Origin of the sequence: Phytopseudomonas flavescens (genome assembly GCF_900100535.1) — a bacterium.
Classification (GTDB): Bacteria; Pseudomonadota; Gammaproteobacteria; order Pseudomonadales; family Pseudomonadaceae; genus Aquipseudomonas; species Aquipseudomonas flavescens.
Genome location: NZ_FNDG01000008.1, coordinates 177308 through 195381 on the forward strand (window position 1 = coordinate 177308; position 18074 = coordinate 195381).

The following is an 18074-nucleotide window of genomic DNA, read 5'->3' on the forward strand; positions in this document are numbered from 1 at the left end:
ATCATGCCTGCCTTCTTTGCCGAACGCGCGCTACTGCCTAGCGGATGGGCCAACGATGTACGCCTTGAGGTCGCTGCCGATGGCCAGCTGACCCACGTCCAGGCCGACTCCAGCGCAGATGGCGCCGAGCGCCTGGCTGGCCCGTTGCTACCAGGCATGCCGAATCTGCACTCGCATGCATTCCAGCGTGCCATGGCCGGGCTGGCGGAAGTGGCCGGCAATCCGAATGACAGTTTCTGGACCTGGCGGGAGCTGATGTATCGGCTTGTCGGCAAAATCAATCCCGACCAGCTTGGTGTCATCGCTCGTCAGCTGTATATCGAGATGCTCAAGGCTGGCTACACCTCGGTGACCGAATTCCATTACGTGCACCACGACGTCAGCGGCCAGCCGTACAACGACCCGACGGAACTGTCTCGACAAATCAGCCAGGCTGCCGTCAGCAGCGGCATTGGCCTGACTCTGGCACCCGTGCTCTACAGCCACTCCGGTTTCGGTGGCCAGGCACCCAATGATGGCCAGCGACGGTTTATCAATGGCACCGAAAACTACCTGAACCTGCAAACGCGCCTGCAACCGATCCTTGCAGCACAACCGGCGCAGCACCTGGCCCTGTGCTTTCACTCCCTGCGCGCGGTCACACCACCACAGATCACGGAAGTACTGGCCGCCAGCGACAAGACCTCCCCCGTGCACATCCACATTGCCGAGCAGCAGAAAGAAGTCGACGACTGCCTGGCATGGAGCGGCAAGCGTCCGTTGCAATGGCTGTACGACAACATCGAAGTCGATGAACGCTGGTGCCTGGTGCACGCCACTCACGCCAATCAGCAAGAGGTGACCCTCATGGCAAGGAGCCGAGCGGTTGCCGGCTTATGCCTGACCACCGAAGCCAACCTGGGAGACGGGATTTTCCCCGCGGTGGACTTCCTCGCCCAGGGCGGGCGCATGGGCATTGGCTCCGACAGCCATGTGTCTCTGAGCGTGGTCGAGGAGTTACGCTGGCTGGAGTACGGGCAGCGACTCAGGGATCAGCGGCGTAATCGCTTGTACCACAGCGATCAACCGATGATCGGGCGCACGCTGTTCGACGCGGCACTTCAGGGCGGAGCACAGGCGCTGGGGCAACCGATCGGTGAGCTGGCGGTTGGCAAACGTGCAGACTGGCTGGTACTCGATGGCGCCGATCCCTACCTGGCAACGGCCCATGCTGATGCCATTCTCAACCGCTGGCTGTTTGCTGGCGGCAGTCGCCAAGTGCGCGACGTGATGGTCAACGGCAACTGGGTCGTGCGCCAGGGGCGGCATGCCGATGAGGAAGAGAGCGCCAGCAGTTTCACTAAGACCCTGCGAAGCCTGCTGGGCTGAGCAGCACACCAGCCCTGCTGGCAGCATTTTTTCATACCCGACGCACGGCCACATCGAGACGCCCCAATCGCCTCTACGCCACGCATTTTCAGGGCTTGTCTTGCCCGGAACGCCAGATCAGTTCGTCGGTATCGTATCCTTGGGCGCGGGCCACCGAGAGGAGTTCATCGCGAACTTCATTGGAGATCTTCGGGGTGCGCGCGAGCAGCCACAGGTACTTGTGATTCGGGTGGCCGACCAACGCGCTCTGGTAGTCATCATCCAGGTCGAGCACCCAGTACTCGCCCTTGCTCACACCCGGCAGCAGGCGGCTGAACCAGTTGTCGAAGGTCACCCAGAGCTTGTCGGTCTTGCCCTCGACCTGGGGTACGGCGCGGCCTTCGACCTGCTGCCACTCGCCGCTGGCCGTGCGACAACGGTTGGTCACCGACACACTGCCATCGTCCTGCAGGCCGTATCGCGCTTCGGACTCCACGCAGTTGCGCTGGAAGAACATCGGCAGGCGCGCCACCTCGTACCAGGTGCCTTGATAACGCTGGAGATCGACCGACTCGACGGTCTTCGGTGGCGCCACGCCGGTGCCAGAATTGGCACAACCGGCCAATAACACCGCACCCAGCGCCAGGCACCCCATCGCACGCTTGTTCATCACTTCAACCCTTTGGCAGAGAACATCATCACCTTGTCACCGGCGTACTGGACGCTGATGAAGCTCACCTGGTCACCCCAGGTACAGCTGGACATGCCCAGCGCGCCGGAACACTCCGTGGCGCTACCGAGCAGGTCTTCGACCTCGGCCTTGGTCATGCCCGAATAGAGTTTGGCGTAGTTGTCCTGATTGACCTTGCCGCAGGCGGCCAGAACGACGCAGGTCGCCAGCAGCACGAGAGAACGCAAGCGCATGAGGGGTAACTCCAGTAGTCCAGTTGTCACATGCCGGTTCGACGTCAGAAGCCCGAGCCCGGTTCCAGCAGAAAGCGCAACTCCTCGTCGGTACTGCTGCGCCCGAGGATTTCGTTGCGATGAGGGAAGCGCCCGAAGCGCTCGATGATGCGCAGATGCCGGTCGGCGTAGTCGAGAAAGCCGGCGAACAACTCACGCTCGGCGTCTGCCGCAGACTCGCTCAGTTCGCCGAACAGTTGCATGGCGCGCAGCTGTTGCGGGACGCTCTCGGCGTGTTCGAACACCAGGTAGATGAATACCCGATGGATCGCTGGCAACTGCCGGTCCCAGCCGAGGGTGACGCCCTCTTCGACCAGCGGCTGCGCCAGCGAGTCGCCGGCAAAGGCCAGAGGCGTGTCGCGATAGATCATGCGTGGCAACTGGTCGAGCAGCAGCACCTTGGCCAGCCAGCCGTGCGGATGCTCTGACCAATCCTGCAAACCGCCAGCGAGCGCCTGTTCGACCAGCGAGCCAAAGCGCTCACGCGCCTCGGCATCCTGCTCGTCACGCTTGCCGAACCACAGCCCGTTGCGTGCGGCAGCAGCTTCCACAGCCGAGGTGGAAGAGCCGAACCACCAGTCCAGCAAAGACGCCCAGGGCTGCATCTGCATCGATCAGCCCTGGTGGTAGCCGGTAACGCGCTCGACTTCTTCCTTGGAACCCAGGAACACCGGCACACGCTGGTGCAGGGAGGTCGGCTGGATGTCGAGGATGCGCTGCACGCCGTCGGTGGAAGCACCACCGGCCTGCTCGATGATGAAGGACATCGGGTTGGCTTCGTACATCAGACGCAGCTTGCCGGCCTTGCCAGGCTCGCGGTCGTCGCGTGGGTACATGAACAGGCCGCCACGGGTCAGGATGCGGTGCACGTCGGCAACCATCGAGGCGATCCAGCGCATGTTGTAGTTCTTGTTCAGCGGGCCTTCCTTGCCGGCCAGCAGCTCGTCCACATAACGCTGTACCGGGGCTTCCCAGTGACGCTGGTTGGACATGTTGATGGCGAATTCGGCGGTGCTTTCCGGGACGCTGATGTTGTCGTGGGTCAGCACGAAGCTGCCCAGCTCGCGATCCAGGGTGAAGCCCATGACACCGTTGCCCAGGGTCAGGATCAGCATGGTCTGCGGGCCGTAGATGGCGTAACCGGCAGCGACCTGCTGGGTGCCCGGCTGGTGGAAGGCCTTCTCGTCGAGGCTCTCGTTCTGGCTCAGGTATTCGTTCGGGCAGCGCAGCACCGAGAAGATGGTGCCGACCGACACGTTGACGTCGATGTTCGACGAGCCATCGAGCGGATCGAACACCAACAGGTAGGCACCTTTGGGGTACTTGCCGGGGATCTGGTAGGCGTTGTCCATTTCCTCGGAGGCCATGCCGGCCAGGTGGCCGCCCCACTCGTTGGCTTCGAGCAGGATGTCGTTGGAGATCACGTCGAGCTTCTTCTGCACTTCGCCCTGCACGTTCTCGGTGCCCATGCTGCCGAGCACGCCGCCGAGGGCGCCCTTGGACACCGCATGGCTGATTTCCTTGCATGCGCGGGCCACTACTTCGATCAGGAAGCGCAGATCGGCCGGGGTATTTTGACTACGGGTCTGCTCGATGAGGTAGCGACTCAGGGTAACGCGGGACATGAAGGACTCCGGAAGGAAGGTAATCGGAAGGAGTTTAACCCTTTCCAGGAACGGGCGCCTCAGCAGCAGGCGGCGCGACGCGAGGCAACAGGCTGCATACACGGTTGCGCCCACCACGTTTGGCTTGGTACAGGGCGGTATCGGCGACCCGCAGCAACTCGTCGAGCACCAGGCCCTGCTCCGGCCACAACGCGAGGCCTGCCGACAGGGTCACATGACGCACACCACTACGGGTTTCGATCGGTTTTCGCGCCAGCCCCCGGCAGATGGCTTCGAGGCGTTTGCTCGCCTCCAGCGAATCGGCACCGGGCAAAATCAGCAGGAACTCTTCGCCGCCGATACGAAAGACCGTATCGGAACTGCGCAAGTTCACCAGCAGATGCTGCGCCACGCTCTTGAGCACATCGTCGCCGTCGAGATGACCGTGCTCATCGTTGAGCTGCTTGAAGTGGTCCAGGTCGATCAGCGCCAGTGACACCGGGGAATTTTCACGCCTGGCCCGGGCCAGTTCGCGTGCGAACAGGTCATCCAGATGACGCCGGTTGTACAAGCCGGTCAGCGGGTCGCAGAGCGCCTGCTCGCGCAGTTGCTCGTGCAGGGTGGTGATGGTGCGCAGGCGTTCCTCGCTGAGCGCCAGCGCCTCGGCCAGCTTCAGCTTGGTGAGCTGACGCTGGGTGACGTCACGCAAGTAGAGCATCTGCCCGAGAATCAGGGTGCCCTGGCGGGTGACCCGTTCGATGGCGCGCACGCGCACCTCGAAGTAGCGCTCGGAGCTGGTCAGCATCAGCAGTTGATCCTGCTGGCCGTCCTGCTCCAGCAGCAGCGCCTGCAGATCATTGCCGAAGCCCGGCCACTCCTGGAGCGTGCGCCCCTGCCAGCCAGGATCCAGCCCGCACAGCCGAAGGGCTGCCTGGTTGGCCTCGATCACCCGCCACTGGGTGTCGACCACCAGCACTGGGTCGGGCAACGCCTCCAGCAACAGATGCCGAGCCACGGGGAGCAGGTCGAACAGCCGTACGCCAAGAATCAGCCAGGAGAAGGCAACCAGGGTGAAGACGAAGCTGAAGGGGGTCGGGTCGACACCGAACACCACCCGGCCGAACACCACGTAGGCGATATTGGCCGACCAGGGCACCGCGGTGATCAGCACGAACGCCAGGTAGTGGCGCCTGTGCACGCCGTGGCTGGTGAGCGCGGCGCGCAGCACCACCCCGAGGCTGAAGCTCATGAACAGGTAGACGTACACCGCCGTGGCGTAGAACAGCGGGCCATGTTGATAACGGATCGGCGCGCCCGGCTCAGCGGATAGCGGCCCGGTCCCGGCCCCATAGAACAGGCCGTGCCACGGATTGCTCAGCACCACCAGCCAGATCAGCACCGGCGCGACGATCAGGCCGAGCACCGAATGCCGGGCCAGGGGTTTGCGCACGCTGTTGACGTACTGCCAGAGAAACACCGCCCAGAAGGTCGGCACGGAAACGATACCCGGCCAGGACAACGTGGCCCAGAACAGCTTGCAGCCGGGCGATACCGATGCGACTTCGAGGCCGGCCATGGCCATCCACCACATGCTCGCCAGTTGCATCAGAATGAAGGTGTCACGACCAGGGAAATCACGTTGATGGATGACCCAGCGTGCCAGCAGCACCCCGCCGATGCAGACCAGGGCCGTCAGCAGCACGGCAGCGTCGAATTGCCAGGCAGAGCCGATGCAGGCGTTCATGCCTCCCCCTCGCCAGCCACACGGCAGCGAACGGCGATTCGATACGCAAGGCCTGGCCCTGTGCGGCACGACAGGGCAAGCAAGGAAGAAGTATCCATTCCAACACAGCTCGGGGTAGAAGCCAGGGCACGCGGCCTGTCGCCGTATGCTCAGCCGGGCTGACGACCTGTCGGGGCGGCAGCTGGGTACGGCGCAACGTGGGGCGATAAGATACTGCAAATCACCTGCTTTTCAGGAGGTTTTTATCGCCTCGCCAGCCTGGATGTGCAACCAACCGGCGGATGCCTGTTCACAAATTCGCCAACATCGTTATGATCGCGCGCCGCCAACCACGCGAAGCCCCCCTGAGATGAAAAGCAATCTTATCGCCGCCGCGGAAATAGACCGTCTCGATACCTGGGCGAGGTACCACAGCGACATGTGCCACAGCTGCATTTCCAGCTGCTGCCAGTTGCCGGTCGAGGTGCGCCTCGCCGACCTGATCCGCATTGGCGTGGTCGACGAGTTCGAGCGAGGTGATCCGCCGAAGAACATCGCCAGGCGCCTGCAGAAAGACGGCCTGGTCGAGCGTTTCAACCAGAAGTCCGGGATCTTCACCCTGACGCGCATGAGCAACAACGACTGCTATTACCTGGATCGCAAGAGCCGGCTGTGCAGCATCTATGAACGCCGTCCGGACACCTGTCGCAACCACCCGAAGGTCGGCCCGCGCCCGGGCTACTGCGCCTGGCGACCGAAGTGATCGGCCACGGGCGCCTGGTCAGGAACGCCCCCTGGAGGCACGCAACAGGCTGAGCGCCATCAGCGCCAGCACACCGACCCCGGCCAGCAACACGGCCCACAGGCCGATGCGCGTCCAGTCTGTCCCCGGCTTATGGGTAACCACCACCGGCGACACCTCGACCTCAGGGATCCCGCCACTGATGGTGGCCTGGCCCATGCGCTGCAACCGCGACGCGGTAAAACCCGGCACCAGGGTCGTCACTGGCAGGCTGCCGGCAGACGCACCTGCGCGGCCGAGGGCCAGCCGATAGGGCGGGTCGCCGCGGACCAGAAACAGCAGCTCGGTCGCGCGCAGGGCCACGCTCAGGCGCGGCTCCCCCTGCCCCAGGCCGCCACCGCGGCTATCGACCTGCAGACGCAACTGAGCGACGGGCGATTGCGCCAGCTCGATCTGATCCTGCACCACCTCTTGCCCATCGACCGGCAGGCGATAAAGCACCGAACTGGCCAGGGGCGTCCAGGGCGCAGTACCGTCCCGGCGCCCCTGCAGCAACACCGGAGCCAGGCTGTTGGCCTGCTCGACCTCGATGCGCAGCCGCTCGAGGGGCAAGGCCAGCGGCAATGTCCAGGTAATGCCCTGCTCGCTCGCCTGGCCTTTCAGCGCCGCCGACCAGATCAGCGCCGCAGGCTCGGCGCTGCTGCGCGTGCCGCTGACGCTGGCAGCACTCAGGCTGACCGCCTGCTCGGGCGCCAGCCACAGCAGGCGCAGGTAACGCGCCCGGGTGGACGGCAATTCCACGTCGCTCTTGTCGATGCGCTGGCCATTGAAACTCAACCGAGCGATCTGCCCCTCGCCCAGTGGCCGCCAATGGTCCAGGTCATCGCTGGCCTCGATGCTGAAGCGCTGGAAGCCTTCGCTCTCGGCACGCCACTGCAGATGCAGGCGCTGCAGGGGGAAATCAGTGGCACTGACGTCCAGCAGCCAGCCTCGCAGTACATCGGCAGCGGCGGTGGGCTCGGCGGCGGCACTCAGCTCGATGATCGAGCCGTCGTTACCGCGCTGTATCCGCACGCTCGGCGAGGCGTCGCGGCGGCCCGTCGGGCCACGCAGCGGAAACAGACGCAGATCGGCCCGTTGCTGGCTCTCGGCGAAGCGCTCTGCACCGGGAATCAGGCTGTAGGCCAGGCGTTCGCCTGCGCCGTTGAATACACGCAGATCGCGAAAGTCGGCATACCTGGCGGCGAGATGAGCCGCCATCGGCAATTGCACTCGGTACCAGGGCCCCTCGCCACGCAGCGTCAGTGGCACGCTCAGCGCATAGTCGCCCGGGCTTTCACCGACCTCGGCTGCCGCTGCAGAAACGGCCACACCCAACATGAGCAGCGCCGCCGCCACACGCAGGCTCATGCCGGCACCTGCGTTTCACGCCCTTGTCGGGGGGGCAGCGGGGCGAAATAGCCCACCACCAGCAACAGCACGCCGACACCGATGAAGGAAATGATCCGTTCCAGGCTGCCGCTGTTGCCCAGGTCGACGAAGAACAGCTTCACGACCACCACCGCGATCAGCGCCGCGCCCGTCATCCACAGATCACGACGAGCGCGCAGGTGCCCGACGATGGTCAGGCTCAGGGCGATCAGTGTCCAGACGATGGACAGGCCGGCCTGCACCAGGCGCGAATCGATCAAGGCATCCAGCTGGAACGGCACCTGCCCCCAATGGAATGCGCTACGACAGACCATCATGGTCAACAGGGCGAACAACGAGGCGCCGATCACCGCCTGGGCTGCCAGTTGCCTCTGCCTCGGCTCGACAGGCAACGCGGACAACCCGTCCCGGGCCCAACGCTGCACGGCGAAGAGCACGAACAGCATGCCCAGTTCCAGGGGGTTGACCAGCGGCACGTAGGGCAGCGGTTCCGCAGAACCGTCACTGAGCAGATTGACCAGCCAGAACCAGCCCAGCAGAAGGACTGCCACCGGTATGGCCGCATAGCTGCGGTACTCCTGTGGATAAGACGCTACGGGCCAGGGCAGTGGGCGGCGCAGGCTCATCAGCATCAGGAAGGCACACGGCACCAGTACCCAGCCCAGCCAGCGCCAGGCGTTGTAGTGTTCGGCCAGGGCGAGGAACAGGAAGCGCAGCTGCAGCGCCGGTACGCCCAGCAGCAGCCAGCAACCGAGCACGTGGCCGATGCGGATCAACGCCTCCGGCACCAGCCCCTGAAGGCGGCGCAGCATCAGGACATGCAGGGCGAACAACGCTGGCCAGGCGAGCCAGCCGAGCGCTGCCAATGGCTGATAGCTCAGGTGCCAGGTGAGCAGCACGACGCCGAACCCCAACGGCACCAGCGCGAGGCTGAACACCGCCAGTGCCGGCCAGCGCTGACGCAGGGCGAACAAGGTGGTAGCGGCCAGGCTGAGTACGGCAACCAGCAGGAATGCATGCCCCTCCAGGTGGTCCGGCACGAAGCGGGAAATTTCGCTCAGCGCCGCCATTAACCACCAGGCCGCGCACCAGAACAGCGCCACGTGCGACAGCTCCTGCACATCCAGCGGCAGCAGGTCGGAGCGGGTCACGCGCCCCGCGAGGTACAGGCGCCAGGCGCAGAACAGGCCCGCCATGGCCAGCAGCGCCGGCGCCCAGAACGTCATATGGGCCAGCGGCCGCAGGGCCTCGGCGACCACGCTCTGATCGAGGCCGTCGCTGAAGGTCAGGTAGATCATCCCACCAAGCACCTGCACGACGAAGGCGCTGATCAGCATACTGCGCGCGCCTAGATGCAAGCCGGCCAGCAGCGTCACCACGCCCGCCACGGCCCAGGCGGCGGCAGTGCCATAGGGGCCGAAGCACAGAGGAGCCATCAGGTAGAGAAATGCCAGACCAACACAGGCCAGCACGGGTTGCAGCTGGCGCTCGCGATCCGCCACCCGGTTTCCCGCAGCACGCACCTGCAGGAAACTGAACAGCAGTGCCGCACCGAGCATCAACGCGCCGAGCGCTGACCCCTCGAGGACGGTCTCATCGCCGGGGCGCACGCTCCACAGGTAGGCCAGGGCCGCGCCCGCCTGCAGCAGCAGGGCGAACAGACGCGCGAACAGCCGTTGCTGACGCAGCGCCAGCCAGTACAGGCCTGCGCCCTCCACCGCCCAGGCCGCGGAAGTCCAGCGCGCATCCAGGCCCAATGGGATGGCCAGGGTGGCGAAAATCACCCCCAGCGCCAGGCAGGTCTCCATCAGCAGTACCGCACGCCCTGGCGCACGCGCAACCAGTAGGCGGGCCAGCAGCATGTACAACAGGCCCATGGCCAGAGCACTGAACGCCGGCCCGAAAGGCAGGTGCTGAACCACCGCGTATTGCAGGCCGAAGCCCACCAGTGGCGTGCCGAACAGCACACTGCCATCGACGTAACCGGCCTGGCGCGCCGACCACTTGAGCAGGGCCTCGCGGGAGTCGTTTTCCGGCGCGGTCGGTGCCTCGAGCAGGCGCCTCCGGGCGAACAGCAGACCGATGGCGACGTACATCAGGAAGAACAGCAGCAGGAACGCCTGGGTGCTGAGCCACAGGTCCGCGGTGTAGGAGCGCAGGCCCCAGGCCAGGCCGATGCCGAAGGTGCCGACGAAACCGATCAGATTGAGCTCGCGCCAGGCCTTGAACCAGGCGATGGCGAAGATCCCCGCGTTGAGCAAGGCGAAATAGCTGAACAGGGCGACGTGACTACCACCACCACTGGAGGCCAGGATCGGTGCGGCGAAACCACCCAGCGCCGCCGCCGCGGCCAGGCCACGGGCGTCCTGCAGGATGGCCAGCACGGCCGAGCAGAGGGTCACCACCACCAGCAGCAGCATCGCCACCTGCGGGGAAAGCAGAGGATGCAGACGCATGGCCGCGAACACCGTCAGGTACAACACGGCGATGCCGCCACCCTGCATCAGCAAGGCATAGGCCGGGCGCCGCTGGCGCAACCACCAGCCCAGCGCCAGCAGGGCGATCGCCGCCAGCGCCACGCCGGCGTAGCGCAACTCGATGGCCACCACCACCCGCTCGGAGGCGTAGCGCAGCAGGAAGGCCAGGCCCAGGAACAGCAGCACAAGGCCCACGCGCAAGACGGTGTTGCCGCCGAGCAGCCAGTCCCGCGCCGCAGCGATGCCACGCTCGAGCCAGGTCGGCGCTGGCAGCTCGGTAACCCGCGCCGCGGCTGGCGGGGGCGTCGTAGCAGCTGGCTCCACGGCTGGCCCGGGGCTCGGCTGTGCAGTTGGCGTGACAGCAGGCAGTACCAGTTCGAGTTCCCACTTACGCGCGCCGGTTGGTTCGACCGGGGCCGTCGCGGCCGATTGCACAGGGGCCTGAACCGGCCGCACGTCGTCCTGCTCGGGCAGCACTTCGCTGCGCGGCTGCGCAGCGTCCTGCTCGAGGCGCAGCAGACGCTCGTGCAGGTCGCCGGTACCCTGGTTGAAGCGGGCAATCAGTTGCGCCAGGGACTTGCGCAGCGCCTCATGCTGCGCCTGCAGGGCATGCAGCGCGAGCGCCTGCCCTGCCGCCAGCCCGAGCAGGGCACCCAGCGCCGCCCCGGCCATCGCCTCGCCATTGGTCGCGCCCAGCAACAGCGCCCCGAGCACCAGCCCGACCAGCATGAAAATCCACTGCATGCACTCGCATCCTTGAAGAGAAAACCATCCATGCCGGGCGCGGGCCTGGCGGAACCGGCAGTATATGGGCTTCACACGTTCAGATGATGGCGTCGCTCACAATTGTGGACGACGGCAATGGAACGGCAAAACCCGGCAATTCTTTCGCACCGATACTGACAACGAGAAAGGTGACTTGTCATGGCAGCGGGCAAGATTTCCGGGTGCGCTTGCCGTTGTCAGAGCGATTACCGCCCACAAAAAAGCCCCCGCAGGCTCTCGCCGGCGGGGGCTCTTCAATCAGCTAGAAGCGGATCAGTTCTTGGCTTTCTTGGCAGCGCGGGTACGCTCGCCTTCGTCGAGGATCTTCTTGCGCAGACGGATCGACTTCGGCGTCACTTCGCACAATTCATCGTCCTGGATGAATTCCAGAGCCTGTTCCAGGGTGAAGCGGACCGGCGGAACCAGCGCGATGGTTTCGTCTTTACCCGAAGCACGCATGTTGTCGAGCTTCTTGCCCTTGGTCGGGTTGACGCCCAGGTCGTTGTCGCGGCTGTTCAGACCGATGATCTGACCGTTGTAGATTTCCTGGCCGTGCTCGACGAACAGCTTGCCGCGCGCCTGCAGGGTTTCCAGGGAGTAGGTCAGCGCCTTGCCGGTATCGATCGACACCAGTACGCCATTCTGACGGCCGGACATGTGGCCTGACTTCATCACGTCGTAACGATCGAAGATCGAGGTCAGGATGCCTGCACCGTTGGTCAGGGTCAGGAAAGCGTTACGGAAGCCGATCAGACCACGGGCCGGGATGTTGTATTCCAGGCGTACGCGACCTTTGCCGTCCGGCACCATGTTGCTCAGGTCGCCTTTACGCAGACCCATTTCTTCCATGACCTTGCCCTGGGATTCTTCCGGGATGTCGATGGTGACGTTTTCGTACGGCTCGTGCTTGGCACCGTCGACTTCACGGATGATCACTTCCGGACGACCAACGCCCATTTCGAAGCCTTCGCGGCGCATGTTCTCGATCAGTACCGACAGGTGCAGCTCACCACGGCCGGAGACCTTGAACTTGTCGGCCGAGTCGCCTTCCTCGACGCGCAGGGCCACGTTGTACAGCAGCTCCTTGTCCAGACGCTCCTTGATGTTACGGCTGGTGACGAACTTGCCTTCCTTGCCGCAGAACGGCGAATCGTTGACCTGGAAGGTCATGGATACGGTCGGCTCGTCAACGGTCAGCGGGGTCATCGCTTCGACGTTGTTCTGGTCGCACAGGGTGTCGGAGATGAACAGCTCGTCCATGCCGCTGACGCAGACGATATCGCCGGCAGTGGCTTCTTCGACGTCCACACGGTGCAGACCGTGGTGGCCCATCAGCTTGAGGATACGGCCGTTACGCTTCTTGCCGTTGACGTCGATGGCGGTCACCGGGGTGTTCGGCTTGACGCGACCACGGGCGATACGGCCGACACCGATGATGCCCAGGAAGCTGTTGTAGTCCAGTGCAGAGATCTGCATCTGGAACGGGCCGTCGACGTCGACCTTCGGCGCTGGAACGTGGTCGACGATGGCCTGGTACAGCGGGGTCAGGTCTTCAGCCATGTCGGTGTGATCCAGACCGGCGATGCCGTTCAGGGCCGAGGCGTAGACGACTTGGAAGTCCAGCTGTTCTTCGGTGGCACCGAGGTTGTCGAACAGGTCGAAGATCTGGTCCATGACCCAATCCGGACGCGCGCCCGGACGGTCGATCTTGTTGATCACCACGATCGGACGCAGGCCGGCTTCGAAGGCCTTCTTGGTCACGAAGCGGGTTTGCGGCATCGGGCCGTCCTGGGCGTCAACGACCAGCAGTACGGAGTCGACCATCGACATCACGCGCTCTACTTCACCGCCGAAGTCGGCGTGGCCGGGGGTGTCGACGATATTGATGCGGTAGTTGTTCCACTTGATGGCGGTGTTCTTGGCCAGAATGGTAATGCCGCGCTCTTTTTCCTGGTCGTTGCTGTCCATCACGCGCTCGTCGTTGAGCTCGCTGCGCTCCAGGGTGCCGGACTGACGCAGCAGGGCGTCAACCAGGGTGGTCTTGCCATGGTCAACGTGGGCGATGATGGCGATGTTGCGTAGATTCTCGATCACAGTAGTGGTCTCGTAGGTTGGGTCGGGCTACCCAGCAGTTGCATTCAGCGGCCCAACGCGAAAAATCGGGATAAGGATAAAGGCAGTTCGTTAACGCGGTGTGGCGACATGGCCGCCGCGGATCGGGTCGGGAGGTCGGTGGCGGATACTGCCGCCATTCAGACCAGGCGTTTTATGCCGGACGATAAACGCGCACATTGGCATGCCCCTCGTTCAGCAGGTGATGAGCATGCAAGCGGCTCATCACGCCCTTGTCGCAGTAAAGGAGGTACTGGCGGCTAGCATCCAGCTCCTTGAAACGGTTGTTCAATGCGTAGAACGGCATGGCCTGCACGTCGACGCCGGCCAATTGCAGCGGCTGATCCTCGACCCGATCGGGATGACGGATGTCGATGACCACATGGCTGGGCAGCGCCTCGGCCAGCTCCTCGACCCGAATGTCCTGGCCCAGTTCTTCGATCACCCGGTCTATCGGCAGCAGGCGTGCCCGCTCCAGCGCGCGCTCGAGCACCGCCATGTCGAACTGCTGCTCTTCGTGGACGACGCGATGCGGCTTGGCCTTGGTGGTCGGGTTCACCGAGATGACCCCGCAATACTCCGGCATGTGGCGGGCGAACTCGGCGGTGCCGATGGCTTCGGCGGTGTCGATGATGTCCTGCTTGTGGCTGGCGATCAGCGGACGCAGCACCAGCTTTTCGGTGACCGAATCGATTACCGAGAGGTTCGGCAGGGTCTGGCTGGAGACCTGGCTGATCGCCTCGCCGGTGACCAGCGCGTCGATCTGCAGGCGCTCGGCCAGACGACTGGCGACGCGCAGCATCATACGCTTGAGGGTCACGCCCATGTAGCTGTTGTCGACCTTGCCGAGAATCTCGGCGAGCACGTCCTCGAATGGCACGCTGATGAACAGCACGCGCTGCGAGCGGCCATATTTCTGCCACAGGTAGTGGGCGACTTCCATCACCCCCAGCTCGTGGGCACGGCCGCCGAGGTTGAAGAAGCAGAAGTGGGTCATCAGGCCGCGACGCATGATCTGGTAGGCGGCGACGGTGGAGTCGAAGCCACCGGACATCAGCACCAGCGTCTGCTCCAGCGAGCCCAGCGGATAGCCGCCCATGCCCGGATGCTGATGGTGGATGACGAACAGGCGCTGGTCGCGAATCTCGATGCGCACTTCGATCTCGGGGTTCTTCAGGTCGATACCGGCGGCGCCGCATTGCTGGCGCAACTGGCTGCCGACATGGCGCTCGACATCGACGGAGGAATACGGATGCCGGCCTCCACGCTTGCAGCGCACCGAGAAGATTCTGCCGGGCAGCAGATCCGCATAATGACGCTTGCACTTCTCGACGATGTCGTCGAAATCACCCAGCGGGTATTCGTCGATCTGCAGGAAATGAACGATGCCCGGCACACAGCTGAGGCGCTCGATGATCTCCTGCTGGCACCTGGCGTCGGTGACCTCGGTCTTCACCTCCAGATTGTCCCAGACACCGGTCACCTGCAGCTGCGCATCGAGATCACGCGTGACTGCACGGATGTTCTTGGCCAACTGCCGGATGAAGTTCTTGCGAACCGGCGGGCTCTTGATGGTGATTTCCGGGAAGACTTTGACGATCAGTTTCATGGGAGCAAATGTCGGGCGCCAGGGCCTGAAAAACTGGGGCGCGGATTATAGCGGAAATTGCTCAAGCTTTGATCAAAAATACTCAGATAATCCTATTTCGCACCAATAAAGAGCATGCCGACAAATATTCGCACCAATAAAGCGCCAAGACAGCACCTCTCACCCTACTCATATCCGCGCCAGCACTGGTTTTCAGGGCATGACACCATCACGGGGCACTGGCATGCAAATTGCTCCCTTGTGAGGCAGGGTGTCCTGGCAGACCATCTTGCCCGGCGTCACGAACTCAAAAGAAGGGTCATCGAAGACCCTATCCACCTGGAGGACAACATGTCTAAGGCTGTTCAACTGATCAAAGAACACGACGTGAAGTGGGTCGACCTGCGCTTCACCGACACCAAGGGCAAGCAGCACCACGTGACCATGCCGGCCCGTGATGCCCTGGACGACGAATTCTTCGAAGTCGGCAAGATGTTCGATGGCTCCTCCATCCACGGCTGGAAAGGCATCGAAGCCTCCGACATGATCCTCCTGCCGGACGACAGCACTGCCGTTCTCGACCCGTTCACCGAAGAGCCGACCCTGATCCTGGTCTGCGACATCATCGAACCGAGCACCATGCAGGGCTACGACCGCGACCCGCGCTCCATCGCCCGCCGTGCCGAGGAATACCTGAAGAGCACCGGGATCGGCGACACCGTATTCGTCGGCCCTGAGCCCGAGTTCTTCATCTTCGACGAAGTGAAGTTCAAATCCGATATCTCCGGTTCGATGTTCAAGATCTACTCCGAACAAGGCTCCTGGATGACCGACCAGGACGTCGAAGGCGGCAACAAGGGCCATCGCCCAGCCGTCAAAGGCGGTTACTTCCCGGTTCCGCCGTGCGACCACGACCACGAAATCCGCACCGCCATGTGTAATGCCCTGGAAGAAATGGGCCTTACCGTCGAAGTTCACCACCATGAAGTGGCGACTGCCGGCCAGAACGAAATCGGCGTCAAGTTCAACACCCTGGTGGCCAAGGCCGACGAAACCCAGACCCTGAAGTACTGCGTGCACAACGTGGCCGACGCCTACGGCAAGACCGCCACCTTCATGCCGAAGCCGCTGTACGGCGATAACGGCTCGGGCATGCACGTGCACATCTCGGTTTCCAAGGACGGCAAGAACACCTTCGCCGGCGAAGGCTATGCCGGCCTGTCCGAGACCGCGCTGTACTTCATCGGCGGCATCATCAAGCACGGCAAGGCGCTGAACGGCTTCACCAACCCGTCGACCAACTCCTACAAGCGTCTGGTTCCGGGCTTCGAAGCACCGGTCATGCTGGCCTACTCGGCTCGCAACCGCTCCGCCTCGATCCGTATCCCGTACGTTTCCAGCCCGAAAGCCCGCCGCATCGAAGCGCGCTTCCCGGATCCGGCCGCCAACCCGTACCTGGCCTTCGCCGCGCTGCTGATGGCCGGCCTCGACGGTATCCAGAACAAGATCCACCCTGGCGACGCTGCGGACAAGAACCTGTACGACCTGCCGCCGGAAGAAGGCAAGCTGATCCCGCAGGTGTGCGGCAGCCTGAAAGAAGCCCTCGAAGAGCTGGACAAGGGCCGCGCATTCCTGACCAAGGGCGGGGTATTCTCCGACGACTTCATCGATGCCTACATCGAGCTGAAATCGGAAGAAGAAATCAAGGTACGCACCTTCGTGCACCCGCTGGAATACGATCTGTACTACAGCGTCTAAGCCAGCCTCGCTGCACCTGACAGCGTGACGAAACCTCCCCGGTGCTGCCGGGGAGGTTTTTTTATGGCTGTCGTTTCACGAACGAACGCAAATCCCTGGTGCAGCGCGCTTGCCAGTATGCCGCCGCGGTGCAAGGCTATCGACATCATCCTGACCGGAGACCGGCCCCATGCGCCGCACGCTCGCTTGCCTGTTGCTGATACTGGCCCTGCCGGTCAGCGCGCAGATCTACAAGTACACCGATGCCAACGGCAACACGGTGTTCACCAACCAGCCCCCCGAGGGCAGCAAGGCCGAGAGTGTCGAGCTGAAGCCGATCAATACCACGGAGTCGGCGGCCGCGCCTGCGCAGCCTGCCACGCCCCGACTGAGCGAGATGCCTCAGCATCCTTATCAGATACTGGAGCTGCGCGACCTGCCCAGTGACGAAGCGCTACGGGCCAACAACGGCACCTTCTCGGTGGGCGTCAGCATCGAGCCCCGCCTGGGCCCGGGCCATAGCCTGCGCCTGATCCTGGACGGCAAGCCCTACGGCTCGCCCAGCAACGCGCCGCGCCTGCAACTGAACCAGGTCGACCGCGGCGAGCACAGCCTGGCGGTGGCCGTCATGCAGGGCGAGCAGGTCATCCAGCAAAGCGAGACACGCACCTTCACGGTGCAACGTGTCAGCACCAACAGCCCGGCCCGAGGCAAGTGAACAGGATGCGTGCGCTGCTTTTCGGTCTTCTGCTGGTCGCCGTGCCAGGCGTTGCCCAGGTCTATACCTACGTGGACGCCGAAGGTAATCGGGTGTTCACCGACCGACCGCGGGACGCCAATGCCAAGCAGATACAGATGGCGCCCTCCAACCGCATCGAGCCGCCCCAGGCACGCACCGTCGAACCCGCAACGCCTGCGCCGAGCATGCCGATACTCGGCTACGAGCTGCTGAGAATCACCATCCCGCAACCGGATGCGACCATCAACGATAACGCCGGTAACCTGATCGTCACGGTCGACAGCGACCCGGCCCTGCATCCAGGCCACAGCTACCGCCTGCTGCTCGACGGCCAGCCGGTCGGCAGCGCCGGTCGCAGCCCGGTGTTCCGGCTGGAAAACGTCGACCGCGGCACGCACCAGATCGCCGTGGAAATCATCACCGAGGGCGGTATCATCGTCGAGCGCACGCCCGCCCAGCCCTTCCACATGAAGCGTGTTTCCCTGGCCCAGAAGCGCAAGGTTCGCCCCTGCAAGAAAACCGATTACGGGGTGCGTCCCGAGTGCCCGCTCGAGGACAAGCCGAAAGAGGACGACAACGGCATCATCAGCATCCTGCCCTTCCTGTAAGCCTCCGGCCCGATAGCGCCGCGGCACACGCGGCCGACATCGCTCGTAACCGCCGCCACCAATTCGCACCAATAAAGTGCACTCTCGCGCACCGATTTCTATACTCGTCCCAAATTGGGACGCGGCGATTTTCATCGTTGCGCCGAAAAGTTGCCAAATCCGGCCCATCGCGCCTTTGCGCGCGTCTTTACAGGGCTTTGGTTTGCTTCTTGCATTTTCTCCCGCACTGCCGGATGGC

Annotated in this window: 14 protein-coding genes; 5 read left to right on the forward strand and 9 right to left on the reverse strand. The window is 63.7% G+C overall.

Features of this window, described 5'->3' with window-relative positions; genetic code table 11:
• The first annotated feature begins 3 nt into the window (after positions 1 to 3).
• Positions 4 to 1368, forward strand: a complete 1365-nt coding sequence (locus BLR94_RS12800; RefSeq protein WP_084305241.1) for a formimidoylglutamate deiminase — start codon at positions 4 to 6, stop codon at positions 1366 to 1368.
• A gap of 88 nt (positions 1369 to 1456) precedes the next feature.
• Here the strand turns inward: BLR94_RS12800 and BLR94_RS12805 are convergent, their stop codons facing one another.
• From BLR94_RS12805 to BLR94_RS12825, 5 genes are read right to left on the reverse strand one after another with little or no spacing between them, the layout of a single operon-like run.
• Positions 1457 to 2017, reverse strand: coding sequence for a lipocalin family protein (locus tag BLR94_RS12805; protein ID WP_084305243.1), 561 nt, complete (start codon positions 2015 to 2017; stop codon positions 1457 to 1459).
• Positions 2017 to 2271 (reverse strand): hypothetical protein, encoded by a 255-nt coding sequence (locus BLR94_RS12810; protein ID WP_084305245.1) that lies wholly within the window; start codon positions 2269 to 2271, stop codon positions 2017 to 2019. The genes BLR94_RS12805 and BLR94_RS12810 overlap by 1 nt, the downstream gene beginning before the upstream one ends.
• A gap of 44 nt (positions 2272 to 2315) precedes the next feature.
• Positions 2316 to 2915, reverse strand: coding sequence for a DUF924 family protein (locus BLR94_RS12815; RefSeq protein WP_084305378.1), 600 nt, complete (start codon positions 2913 to 2915; stop codon positions 2316 to 2318).
• Between the two features lie 9 nt (positions 2916 to 2924).
• Positions 2925 to 3935 (reverse strand): class 1 fructose-bisphosphatase, encoded by a 1011-nt coding sequence (locus BLR94_RS12820; RefSeq protein ID WP_084305247.1) that lies wholly within the window; start codon positions 3933 to 3935, stop codon positions 2925 to 2927.
• Between the two features lie 34 nt (positions 3936 to 3969).
• Positions 3970 to 5658 (reverse strand): histidine kinase N-terminal 7TM domain-containing diguanylate cyclase, encoded by a 1689-nt coding sequence (locus tag BLR94_RS12825; protein WP_084305249.1) that lies wholly within the window; start codon positions 5656 to 5658, stop codon positions 3970 to 3972.
• A gap of 349 nt (positions 5659 to 6007) precedes the next feature.
• Here BLR94_RS12825 and BLR94_RS12830 point away from each other — a divergent pair, with 349 nt between their 5' ends.
• Positions 6008 to 6400 carry a YkgJ family cysteine cluster protein gene (locus BLR94_RS12830; RefSeq protein WP_084305251.1) on the forward strand — a complete coding sequence of 131 codons (393 nt, stop codon included), beginning with the start codon at positions 6008 to 6010 and terminating at the stop codon, positions 6398 to 6400.
• 18 nt (positions 6401 to 6418) lie between these two features.
• Here the strand turns inward: BLR94_RS12830 and BLR94_RS12835 are convergent, their stop codons facing one another.
• From BLR94_RS12835 to thiI, 4 genes are all read right to left on the reverse strand, one after another.
• Positions 6419 to 7789 carry a DUF3999 domain-containing protein gene (locus tag BLR94_RS12835; protein ID WP_084305253.1) on the reverse strand — a complete coding sequence of 457 codons (1371 nt, stop codon included), beginning with the start codon at positions 7787 to 7789 and terminating at the stop codon, positions 6419 to 6421.
• Positions 7786 to 11031, reverse strand: coding sequence for a DUF2339 domain-containing protein (locus BLR94_RS12840; protein WP_084305255.1), 3246 nt, complete (start codon positions 11029 to 11031; stop codon positions 7786 to 7788). Before BLR94_RS12840 ends, BLR94_RS12835 begins: the two co-directional genes overlap by 4 nt.
• A 294-nt stretch (positions 11032 to 11325) precedes the next feature.
• Complete coding sequence (gene typA, locus BLR94_RS12845) at positions 11326 to 13146, reverse strand: translational GTPase TypA (RefSeq protein WP_084305257.1); 1821 nt, start codon at positions 13144 to 13146, stop codon at positions 11326 to 11328.
• A gap of 172 nt (positions 13147 to 13318) precedes the next feature.
• The gene (thiI, locus tag BLR94_RS12850; protein ID WP_084305258.1) at positions 13319 to 14773 is read right to left on the reverse strand and encodes a tRNA uracil 4-sulfurtransferase ThiI; all 1455 of its coding nucleotides are present in this window, start codon (positions 14771 to 14773) and stop codon (positions 13319 to 13321) included.
• Between the two features lie 330 nt (positions 14774 to 15103).
• Here thiI and glnA point away from each other — a divergent pair, with 330 nt between their 5' ends.
• The 3 genes from glnA (at position 15104) to BLR94_RS12865 (ending at position 17836) form a co-directional block, all read left to right on the forward strand.
• Positions 15104 to 16510 (forward strand): glutamate--ammonia ligase, encoded by a 1407-nt coding sequence (glnA, locus tag BLR94_RS12855; protein ID WP_084305259.1) that lies wholly within the window; start codon positions 15104 to 15106, stop codon positions 16508 to 16510.
• Between the two features lie 169 nt (positions 16511 to 16679).
• The gene (locus BLR94_RS12860) at positions 16680 to 17207 is read left to right on the forward strand and encodes a DUF4124 domain-containing protein (protein WP_084305261.1); all 528 of its coding nucleotides are present in this window, start codon (positions 16680 to 16682) and stop codon (positions 17205 to 17207) included.
• A gap of 5 nt (positions 17208 to 17212) precedes the next feature.
• Positions 17213 to 17836, forward strand: coding sequence for a DUF4124 domain-containing protein (locus tag BLR94_RS12865; protein WP_084305263.1), 624 nt, complete (start codon positions 17213 to 17215; stop codon positions 17834 to 17836).
• Positions 17837 to 18074 lie beyond the last annotated feature (238 nt).

Bases quoted from the DNA above. Each gene is read 5' to 3' on its own strand.
- thiI (WP_084305258.1), bottom strand. From the start codon at position 14,773: ATGAAACTGATCGTCAAAGTCTTCCCGGAAATCACCATCAAGAGCCCG.
- glnA (WP_084305259.1), top strand. From the start codon at position 15,104: ATGTCTAAGGCTGTTCAACTGATCAAAGAACACGACGTGAAGTGGGTC.
- BLR94_RS12810 (WP_084305245.1), bottom strand. From the start codon at position 2,271: ATGCGCTTGCGTTCTCTCGTGCTGCTGGCGACCTGCGTCGTTCTGGCC.
- BLR94_RS12835 (WP_084305253.1), bottom strand. From the start codon at position 7,789: ATGAGCCTGCGTGTGGCGGCGGCGCTGCTCATGTTGGGTGTGGCCGTT.
- BLR94_RS12805 (WP_084305243.1), bottom strand. From the start codon at position 2,017: ATGAACAAGCGTGCGATGGGGTGCCTGGCGCTGGGTGCGGTGTTATTG.
- BLR94_RS12830 (WP_084305251.1), top strand. From the start codon at position 6,008: ATGAAAAGCAATCTTATCGCCGCCGCGGAAATAGACCGTCTCGATACC.
- BLR94_RS12815 (WP_084305378.1), bottom strand. From the start codon at position 2,915: ATGCAGCCCTGGGCGTCTTTGCTGGACTGGTGGTTCGGCTCTTCCACC.
- BLR94_RS12860 (WP_084305261.1), top strand. From the start codon at position 16,680: ATGCGCCGCACGCTCGCTTGCCTGTTGCTGATACTGGCCCTGCCGGTC.
- BLR94_RS12840 (WP_084305255.1), bottom strand. From the start codon at position 11,031: ATGCAGTGGATTTTCATGCTGGTCGGGCTGGTGCTCGGGGCGCTGTTG.
- BLR94_RS12820 (WP_084305247.1), bottom strand. From the start codon at position 3,935: ATGTCCCGCGTTACCCTGAGTCGCTACCTCATCGAGCAGACCCGTAGT.
- BLR94_RS12800 (WP_084305241.1), top strand. From the start codon at position 4: ATGCCTGCCTTCTTTGCCGAACGCGCGCTACTGCCTAGCGGATGGGCC.
- BLR94_RS12825 (WP_084305249.1), bottom strand. From the start codon at position 5,658: ATGAACGCCTGCATCGGCTCTGCCTGGCAATTCGACGCTGCCGTGCTG.
- BLR94_RS12865 (WP_084305263.1), top strand. From the start codon at position 17,213: ATGCGTGCGCTGCTTTTCGGTCTTCTGCTGGTCGCCGTGCCAGGCGTT.